At 39.9% G+C, this 9542-nt stretch carries 7 protein-coding genes; all 7 read left to right on the top strand.

What is annotated here, in order from left to right; translation table 11 throughout:
* Nucleotides 1-372 (top strand): 2-phospho-L-lactate transferase CofD family protein (locus AC220I_RS13745; RefSeq protein WP_486724420.1); only part of this gene is annotated, 372 nt, incomplete at its 5' end.
* Nucleotides 373-578: 206 nt separating this feature from the next.
* Nucleotides 579-1961 (top strand): tryptophanase, encoded by a 1383-nt coding sequence (locus AC220I_RS13740; protein WP_486724419.1) that lies wholly within the window; start codon nucleotides 579-581, stop codon nucleotides 1959-1961.
* Between the two features lie 87 nt (nucleotides 1962-2048).
* Nucleotides 2049-2489, top strand: coding sequence for an NUDIX hydrolase (locus AC220I_RS13735; protein ID WP_486724418.1), 441 nt, complete (start codon nucleotides 2049-2051; stop codon nucleotides 2487-2489).
* The gene (whiA, locus tag AC220I_RS13730) at nucleotides 2489-3442 is read left to right on the top strand and encodes a DNA-binding protein WhiA (protein ID WP_486724417.1); all 954 of its coding nucleotides are present in this window, start codon (nucleotides 2489-2491) and stop codon (nucleotides 3440-3442) included. Before AC220I_RS13735 ends, whiA begins: the two co-directional genes overlap by 1 nt.
* Nucleotides 3439-4698, top strand: a complete 1260-nt coding sequence (locus tag AC220I_RS13725) for an ABC transporter substrate-binding protein (protein ID WP_486724416.1) — start codon at nucleotides 3439-3441, stop codon at nucleotides 4696-4698. The genes whiA and AC220I_RS13725 overlap by 4 nt, the downstream gene beginning before the upstream one ends.
* A gap of 25 nt (nucleotides 4699-4723) precedes the next feature.
* Nucleotides 4724-8248, top strand: a complete 3525-nt coding sequence (locus AC220I_RS13720) for a DNA polymerase III subunit alpha (protein WP_486724415.1) — start codon at nucleotides 4724-4726, stop codon at nucleotides 8246-8248.
* A gap of 38 nt (nucleotides 8249-8286) precedes the next feature.
* Nucleotides 8287-9246: a 6-phosphofructokinase gene (gene pfkA, locus AC220I_RS13715; protein ID WP_486724414.1), complete on the top strand. Its 960-nt coding sequence runs from the start codon at nucleotides 8287-8289 to the stop codon at nucleotides 9244-9246.
* Nucleotides 9247-9542 lie beyond the last annotated feature (296 nt).

Below are 9542 nucleotides of genomic sequence, written 5' to 3'. Positions count from 1 at the left end.
GATGCTACTGTTTTTTATATTTCCAATATCATGACCCAACCTGGGGAGACAGACATGTTAACTGCAGGTGAGCACTTGGAACTCTTGATGAATCATACAAACCTAAAGCACGTGGATTATATGATTGTGAATTCGGGTGAAATCAGTGTGGAATCTATTATGCGATATGAAAAGGAAGAAGCGATCCCGGTTCGTTTTGCTGGCCAAGATAAGACCATATTAGAAAAATATGGCGTAAACTTGGTCGAAGGCAATTTTGTAGACATAAAAAAGGGCTATATCAGACATGATGCCCCTGCGATTGCAGCTGAAATCACAAACTATGTTGAAAAGGCCTACTATATAAAAAAGAAACAGTGTCCTATTGAATGAAGTTGTGTAAAAATTTGAATGGCTCTAAATTTTTTTTAAGAATTCACTTGAGATGTATAGAAAATGAAACAATTTTAGGATATAATGAATTTGATTGTGAGTGTGTTCTTACAAGTGACTTAGAAGAATTGACAGTGTGATTTGCAAAGGTGCTTGTGCATCTTTTAAAAAATTCACCTTAAACACAATTAAGGAGGAGAATTTTTATGGCAAAGAGAGTTCCAGAACCGTTTAGAATTAAAATGGTGGAAAAAATTAATGTAATACCAAAGGAATTAAGAGAGCAGAGACTAATCGAAGCAGGATATAATCCTTTTGCACTTAGAGCAGAAGATATTTATATCGATTTATTGACAGATAGCGGTACAGGCGCAATGAGTGATCGTCAATGGGCTGCGATTATGCTCGGTGATGAATCTTATGCAGGTAGCCGATCGTTCTACAAACTAGAAGAAGTGGTTCAAAAGATTACTGGCTACAAGTATGTAATTCCAACACATCAAGGTAGGGGTGCTGAGCAAGTTGTGTTGCCGAATGTCATTAAGAAGAAGGGCGATTATGTTCTTAATAATATGCATTTCGATACAACTATGGGCCATGTTCTATTAGCTGGCGGTAACCCAATCAATAAAATCGATGCGAAAGCATTCGATACTGAAAAATATGATGACTTTAAAGGTGATTTTGACCTTGAGGCGTTACAGGCATTCATTGAAGAAAAGGGTGTTGAAAATATTTCATGCTTAATCATCACTGTAACTTGTAACTCATCAGGTGGTCAGCCAATTTCAATGGCCAACATCAAAGGCGCAAGTGAAATTGCACATAAATTTGGCCTTAAAGTGTTCATTGACGCAGCAAGATATGCAGAAAATGCTTATTTCATAAAAACAAGAGAAAAAGGCTTTGAAGATAAGACAATTCTTGAAATTGCACAAGAGATGTTTGGTTATGCAGACGGCTTCATGATGAGTGCTAAAAAAGACGGCATCGTGAACATGGGTGGTTTAATCGGGATCAAGGATGACGAAGATTTATACAATGCTTGCCGATCTACAGTAGTGCCTATGGAAGGTTTCCCAACATATGGTGGTCTAGCAGGTAGAGACATGGAAGCCCTTGCAGTTGGTCTTGAAGAAGGTCTTGACTTTAGCTATTTGGATTACAGAATCAGCCAGGTTAAATACCTAGGTGACCTCTTAATGGAAGCAGGTGTACCAATTCAATATCCTACAGGTGGTCATGCTGTATTTGTTGACTGTAAGAAATTATGTCCTCAAATTCCATACCATCAGTTCCCAGCCCAAGCCGTATGTAATGCAGTTTACATTGAAAGCGGTGTAAGACCTGTTGAGATTGGTTCTTTCTTACTTGGTCGTGACATGGAAACGGGTGAACCTTTAGAGTCGCCACTTGAACTCATGCGTTTAACGATTCCAAGAAGAGTTTATACAAACGACCATATGGATTACGTGGCTGAGGCCGTGATTAAAGTTGCTAAATATGCACATACACTAAAAGGCTTCGATTTTGATTATGAACCTAAGGTGTTGAGACATTTCACAGCCAAGTTAAAACCAGTAAAATAATTTAAATTGAAATGGGATGATTCGCAAAGTGGCGATTGTCCCATTTTTCTTTTGTGGTCTTTATGGTATACTAGAGGGTGAGAATACATGATGGAAGGTGATGGGGTGAAGAAGGTTTTTAGCGCAGGAGGCGTCGTCTTTTTAAAGAACAGTATTTTAATGCTTCAAAAGATAAATGGGGATTGGGTACTACCAAAGGGGAAAATTGAAGAGAACGAAACCAGTGAAGAAACTGCCATGCGAGAGGTTCGTGAAGAAGCTGGCATCAAAACGAAAATCTTAAGTCCGATTGGTGAGACCTCTTATAAATTTAAGAATTACTGGTCCAATAATCATGTCATTGAAAAAAATGTGGTTTGGTATCTGATGCGTGCACTGAGCTCAACACCACATCCTCAGAGAGAGGAAGGCTTTATCGATTCAAAATTTATACATGTAAACAACGTCGTGCAGCTTGCAAAATATGATGATGAACGTGATATTTTGACAAAGGCACTTGAAATAATACAATCAATAGAAGGTGAGTAATGTCTTTTTCATCTAAATCAAAAAATGAACTTGCTAGAATAAGAACGGAAGGCAAATGTTGTAACCGTGCAGAATTATCCGGAATTATCAGAGTGAGTGGTGCGTTAGAATTTGGTGGCTTTCAGAAAATGAATTTGAGAATAACAACTGAAAATCCTGCCGTGGCACGACTCATTTTTATATTGCTTAAAAAAACCTATCAGATCCATACTGAAGTCATCATGAAAGAAAATAAGATTCTAAACAAAAATCATGTTTATGAAATTTTTATAGAGAAGGCCAACGATATTCTCTTAGACCTAGAGATTTTAAATCTCATAGATGGTAGCATGGTGATCAATGATGACATGCCTAAGGGACTCCTGAAAAAGAGTTGTTGCAAAAAGGCTTACCTCAGGGGGATTTATCTTGGCGGTGGCTCACTCAGTACACCAGAGAAGAGTTACCATCTTGAACTTATCACTCATAATGATTTTTATGCAGAACGCCTAGTAGCGTTTATGAATGAACACTATGATTTAACTGCCAAGGTGACACCGCGTAAAAAGAATTACATAGTCTATGTGAAGGAAAGTGAAAAAATCGTTGATTTCTTAAACATAATTGGCGCACACCATACGCTTTTGGACTATGAAAACGTTAGAATTATCAAGCAGATGCGAAATAATGTCAACCGTGTGGTGAATTGTGAGACCGCGAATATGAATAAGACCATTGAAGCGGCCTACGAACAGATGTCACAAATCAATTATATAGAAGCAACCATGGGCATTGAAAGTTTACCTGAAAAACTACAGGAAGTGGCTTATTTGAGAATGGATAACCCTGAAGCATCACTTAAAGAACTTTCGGAAATGATGAATCCACCAGTTGGAAAATCAGGGGTTAATCATCGTCTAAACAAAATCATGCAAATTGCAAAAGACTTGCAGCAAAGAGGTGGAATAGTATGAAGAAAACATTGATTTTGATGGTCAGCCTAATAATGATATTTTCACTGACGGCCTGCTCCGTGGGCAATCCTCTTGGAAAGAGCAATGATCCTGATGCAAAAAACTGGGAGCTTGTAAAAGAGAGTGGCAGTGACTCGATTGTGACACTTTGTGTGGATACAGATAATGAAGCCGCAATTGACTGGTTAAAGAATGAGTTTTCAGAACATCTTAAATTGACATACAACATTGAACTCAAAATCGTAGAGCAAGCTCAAATTAAGACATTTGAGGGGCTTAAAAGCGATCAAGAAAATGAAGTTCAACTCGGCAAATACGATATGATTTTGTTTGAGGGAGATGGTTTTAAAGAAGCTATGAAAGCGGGCTATCTCTTTGGGCCATTTGCAGATAAATTACCCAATTACAAGCTCTACCTCAATCCCTATGATATTGAAGTTGTCTATGACGAGGGCATTGCAGTAAACCAGTATGAGGTACCCATTGGAAGGCAACAGCTTTCTTTTGTTTTCAATGAGAATTATTTTTATGAAATTCCAGAAACCTATGAAGGTTTATTTGAGTTGTTCAAGACCTTTAAGGGCAAGTTTACCTATCCAGATCCAAGAAAATCTGATGTAGGGGAAGCTTTTGTCGTTGGCTATCTTGCAAGAAATTTGGATTTTGAAAAACTATATGAAAAGGAACTGACGGAAAGTGAGCTCTATTCGCTTGTGAAGCCGTCACTTGAAGCCTTAAAGGCAATTAAACCTGACCTCTACAAGGCAGGTCTTGAATACCCAGAGCGTATTGATGCGATTGATCAACTGTTTTTTAACGATGAGTTAATCTTTTCAATGAGCATGGATTATTACCATGCTACGGATATGCTCAAAGCTTATGAATATCCTGAAGCGGCCAATGTCTTCACAATAATGGAAGGGACAACAGGACCAGTTGATCATGTGGGCATCTTATACAATTCGAGCAATAAGTCCGGTGCAATGCTGGTTGTAGACGCATTGCTTTCGCCAGAAATGCAAGCCTCAAAGTATGATACACGCAAGTGGCGTCAATTGCCGATCTATGATCCAAGTTATGTTTCGGCAGAGGCAATTGCACCGATCAAAAAAATAAAACTTAAGACTACAGCCCTCAAACAAGATGAACTTTTATTATACCGTGTACCTGAATTAAGCCCATATTACCGCATGCAGTTGGTGAAGTTGTGGGAGAAATATGTATTGCCGTCACCAGAGATGACAACGACGCCCTAGTGAGGTTTAAGCATAAGGAGTTAATATGACAGTACCAAAATTTGTCCATTTACATTTGCATACTGAATATAGTTTGTTGGATGGCTTTACTAGAATAGACCGCCTGTTTGAACGTGTGAAGGCAATGGGCATGGATTCAGTGGCAATAACAGATCATGGTGTGATGTTTGGCGTGGTGGATTTTTACAAGGCGGCAAAAAAGCATGGTGTGAAGCCTATTATAGGCTGTGAGGTATATACGGCGGCTAGGTCGAGATTTGATAAGGATCCAACACTTGATAAGAATGCTGGACATTTGATTTTACTGGTTAAAAATGAAGTGGGATATAAAAATCTGATTAAGCTTGTTTCAGCGGGTTTTACAGAGGGCTTTTATTATAAGCCGCGTATTGACTATGATTTACTTGCCGACCATTCCGAAGGACTTGTATGTCTGTCGGCTTGTCTTGGTGGTGATGTTCAGCGGTTGATCCTTGAGGGCAATGTGCAGGGTGCCAAGGAAATGGCCCTTAAGTTAAATGCCATTTTTGACAAGGGTGATTTTTATTTAGAACTCCAAGACCACAAGATAAAAGAACAAAAAATGGTGAACAGGCACTTGGTCTTAATTAGTGAGGAGACGGGAATTCCACTCGTTGCAACTAATGATGTTCATTATTTAGAGAAGGACGATGAAGCCGTTCATGACATTTTGCTTTGTATTCAAACGGGTAAAACCATGAGTGATTCCGACCGGATGCGGTTTCCGACCAAGGAATTTTATTTAAAATCACCGGAGGAAATGGCAGCTATATTCAGCTCCAGACCGGATGCACTCGAAAACACACAAAAGATCGCTGAAAAATGCCATTTTGATTTTGACTTTACTAAAACGCATTTACCAGAGTTTTCTCTTGAACATATAGATACAAAGGCTTATCTTAGAGATTTGTGCTTTAAGGGGCTTTATCGAAAATACCAAGTCGAGCCACTTCATCTTGAACGCCTGGAATATGAACTTTCAATCATAGACCAAATGGGTTATAACGATTACTTTTTAATCGTGTGGGATTTTATAAAATATGCCAAGGACAATGAAATTTTAGTTGGGCCTGGACGTGGTAGCTGCGGTGGTAGTATTGTGGCCTTCGTTTTGGACATCACAGAAGTAGACCCAATTAAATACGATTTGATCTTCGAGCGCTTTTTAAATCCAGAACGTGTTACCATGCCAGATATTGATATCGATTTTGAGGATGACAGGCGAAGTGAAGTCATTGACTATGTCATTCGAAAATACGGCAAGGACCATGTGGCTCAGATTATCACATTTGGAACCATGGCTGCAAGAGCTGCAGTAAGGGATGTGGGCAGGGTTATGAATTTACCCTATCAAGATGTGGATCGGATTGCCAAAGAAATTCCGATGGAACTTGGAATGACACTTGAAAAAGCCCTAAATGTAAATCCTAAGTTAAAACAAATTTATGATGAAGATCCAGAAGCCAATCAATTATTGGAGGCTGCACTTAAGCTCCAAGGGGTACCGAGACATGCATCAACACATGCCGCAGGTGTAGTTATTTCAAAGAACACAGTAGATGACTATGTACCCCTTTACATGCAAGATGATAACATCACGACACAGTTCAATATGATCCTCCTTGAAGATTTAGGATTGTTAAAAATGGATTTTTTAGGCCTTAGGACATTGACAGTTATCAAAAATGCATTACAATTAATTGAGGAGACTGAAAATTTAAAACTGGATTTAGATAAAATTTCATACGACGATCCTCTCACTTATGAGATGATTAGCAAAGGTGATACCCTGGGGGTTTTTCAGTTAGAATCGGCTGGCTTTAGAAAGTTCATGCGCGAGTTAAAACCATCAGGGCTTGAAGATATCATTGCTGGGATATCTTTGTATCGACCGGGACCAATGGACTCCATCCCGCTTTATATAAAGAACAAAAATAATCCCAACGCAATCACATTTAAACATCCAAAGCTAGTGCCAATCCTTGAAGTAACATATGGTTGTCTGGTCTATCAAGAGCAGGTTATGCAAATTGTTAGAGAGCTTGGCGGCTATAGTTACGGCAGAAGTGATATTGTAAGACGTGCTATGAGTAAGAAAAAAATGGACGTCATGCAACGTGAACGCGACTACTTTAAATTTGGAAAAAAAACCGCTTCAGGTGAAGTCGAACTTGTTGGATGTGTGGGCAATGGTGTATCAGAGCATATTGCAGATGAAATTTTTGACGATATGATAGACTTTGCGAAATATGCATTTAATAAATCCCATGCTGCAGGATATGCTATTTTGGCATATCAAACGGCCTATTTAAAAGCACATTATCCAGTAGCTTATATGGCCGCGCTTATGACCAGTGTCATGGGCAATCATTCAAAACTGGCTTTATACATTCAGGATTGTAAGGAGCGAGGCATTAAGCTGCTGCCACCTTGCGTGAATCGCAGCCTTGGGGGATTTTCTGTTGAAGGAAATGACATTCGCTATGGTCTAAACGCCGTTAAGAATGTCGGCAGAGGGATTATTGAAGCCATTATAAGAAGCCGAAAAATCAAGCCGTTTAAGGATTTCTTGGATTTTTGTGAATCCATTGAGGCTTCAGAGCTTAATAAAAAAGCTGTCGAAAGTATGATAAAAGCTGGTGCATTTGATGCATTTGGTGCTTATCGCTCTCAGCTTTTGGGTATTTTCGAAAAGACAGTGGATGGGGTTCATTCCCTTAAACGAAGGGGTGTAGAAGGACAGTTCTCCATTTTTAGTTTGGATGCTGTGGTCAATGGTTCAGAAGATTTGGGCCATAAGTTGCCTAAAATTCCGGAACTGAGATTTGAAACACTTTTACAATTTGAAAAGGAAATGTTGGGTATATATTTAACCGGACACCCACTTGATCCCTACAAGGATCAACTTAAGGCGATTTCAAGCTTTAATTTATCAGAGCTCAAGTCTTCTTTTGAAGAGGGTGAGACGCCGCTGGCTAAGGATGGTGATACAGTCATCATCAGTGGTATGATCGTTGCAAAGCTTGAAAAGATCACGCGAAATAATCAGAATATGGCCTTTATCACTGTGGAAGACCTATTTGATCAAATTGAGGTCATTGTATTTCCTAAGGTGTATAGTGCCAGTGAAACACTCCTTCACAAGGATTCGATCATATCCGTAAGAGGGCGCATCAATGTAAAAGAGGATGAGCCACCTAAGCTGGTTGCTGATCGCATTACTGCTGTGAAGGCCAAAGAGGCGAGTCATCAATCCCAAAAGCCAAATATCAATGCTTCAAGTCAGACGAGTGAAGCTAAAAGCTTATTCATAAGGTTTGAAGTGCCAGATGAGGCCTTGATGAACGAAGTCTCAAAAGTATTAAAGCGTCATTCGAGAGAATCTTCAGAGGGAATCCCTTCTGATGTTATCTACTATATATCAACGATAAAAAAGAAACTTAAGGTTAATGGTCAAGTTGTGGTGACTAAGGATCTCATGGATCACGTTGAACAAATTGTGGGAAAGAACAACGTTGTGCATCAATAACGTTCAAATCAGTAATTGTTCATAAAGGAGTGAAAAGCATGAAAAAAATAGGAGTACTTACAAGTGGTGGTGATTCACCAGGTATGAACGCCGCTATTAGAGCAGTAGTCAGAACCGCAATTTATAACGGTCTTGAGGTCGCAGGGATTTATAGGGGCTATCAAGGTTTGTTAGAAGGCGACATTGAACCTCTAACCGTATCTTCTGTAGGCGATATTATTCATCGTGGAGGCACGATGCTAAGGACTGCAAGATGCTTAGAGTTCAAAGAAGAGGAGGGCTTCCAAAGAGGCCTAGCAATGCTTAAAATGTTCAAAATTGAGGGTTTGGTGGTAATTGGCGGAGATGGCTCGTTTAATGGCGCAAAGCGGTTAGCCGATGCAGGATTTCCAACAATTGCGATTCCAGGTACCATTGACAACGATTTGGCTTATACAGACTATACCTTGGGATTTGATACGGCACTTACAACCGTGGTAAATGCAATAGGAAACATCAGAGACACCTCATCATCTCATGGTAGAGTTAATATTATAGAAGTAATGGGAAGACACTGTGGCGATATCGCACTCTATGGTGGCCTTGCAGGGGGCGCTGAGGCGGTAATCATTCCAGAAATGGATACAGACATGGATGATCTTTGCCAGACGATCATCAGAGGTAAGAAGAGAGGCAAGCTTCACAGCATCATTTTACTTGCAGAAGGTGTAGGTAAGCCTTATGAAGTAGCAGAGCAAATCAAATCAAAAACAGGTTCAGATGTAAGAGTCAGCATCATCGGCTACTTACAGAGAGGTGGCACACCAACGCCAAGCGATCGTATACTAGGATCAAGACTTGGCTCATATGCCGTAGATCTTTTGATTGCAGGCAAAGCCGGTAGAGCCATCGGTGTGAAGGGAAATCAATTAGTTGATATCGACATCACAGAAGCACTTGCTATGAAAAAAGATTATGATAAGGAAATTTTTGAACTGGCGAGAATATTGGCCATATAACCCTTGCGAATATGCAAGTGTGCATATTCGTCACAAGTGGCGCGTGCGCCACTTGCAGCAAGCCGAGGGCTTGCCAAGGGTTACGAGGGAAGCTTCGCTTACCGAGTATTGTGTAAAAACAGACCGTAATTTATGGAAGAAAGCACGTGTGCATATTCGTCACAAGTGGCGTGTGCGCCACTTGCAGCAAGCCTAGTGCTTGCCAAGGGTTACGAGGGAAGCTTCGCTTACCGAGTATTGTGTAAAAACAGACCGTAATTTATTGAAGAATGCACGTGTGCATATTCGTCACAAGT

The organism is Fusibacter sp., assembly GCF_057447755.1.
This window is presented reverse-complemented; position numbering and strand designations above follow the sequence as displayed.

Bases quoted from the DNA above. Each gene is read 5' to 3' on its own strand.
- pfkA (WP_486724414.1), top strand. From the start codon at position 8,287: ATGAAAAAAATAGGAGTACTTACAAGTGGTGGTGATTCACCAGGTATG.
- whiA (WP_486724417.1), top strand. From the start codon at position 2,489: ATGTCTTTTTCATCTAAATCAAAAAATGAACTTGCTAGAATAAGAACG.
- AC220I_RS13725 (WP_486724416.1), top strand. From the start codon at position 3,439: ATGAAGAAAACATTGATTTTGATGGTCAGCCTAATAATGATATTTTCA.
- AC220I_RS13735 (WP_486724418.1), top strand. From the start codon at position 2,049: ATGATGGAAGGTGATGGGGTGAAGAAGGTTTTTAGCGCAGGAGGCGTC.
- AC220I_RS13740 (WP_486724419.1), top strand. From the start codon at position 579: ATGGCAAAGAGAGTTCCAGAACCGTTTAGAATTAAAATGGTGGAAAAA.
- AC220I_RS13720 (WP_486724415.1), top strand. From the start codon at position 4,724: ATGACAGTACCAAAATTTGTCCATTTACATTTGCATACTGAATATAGT.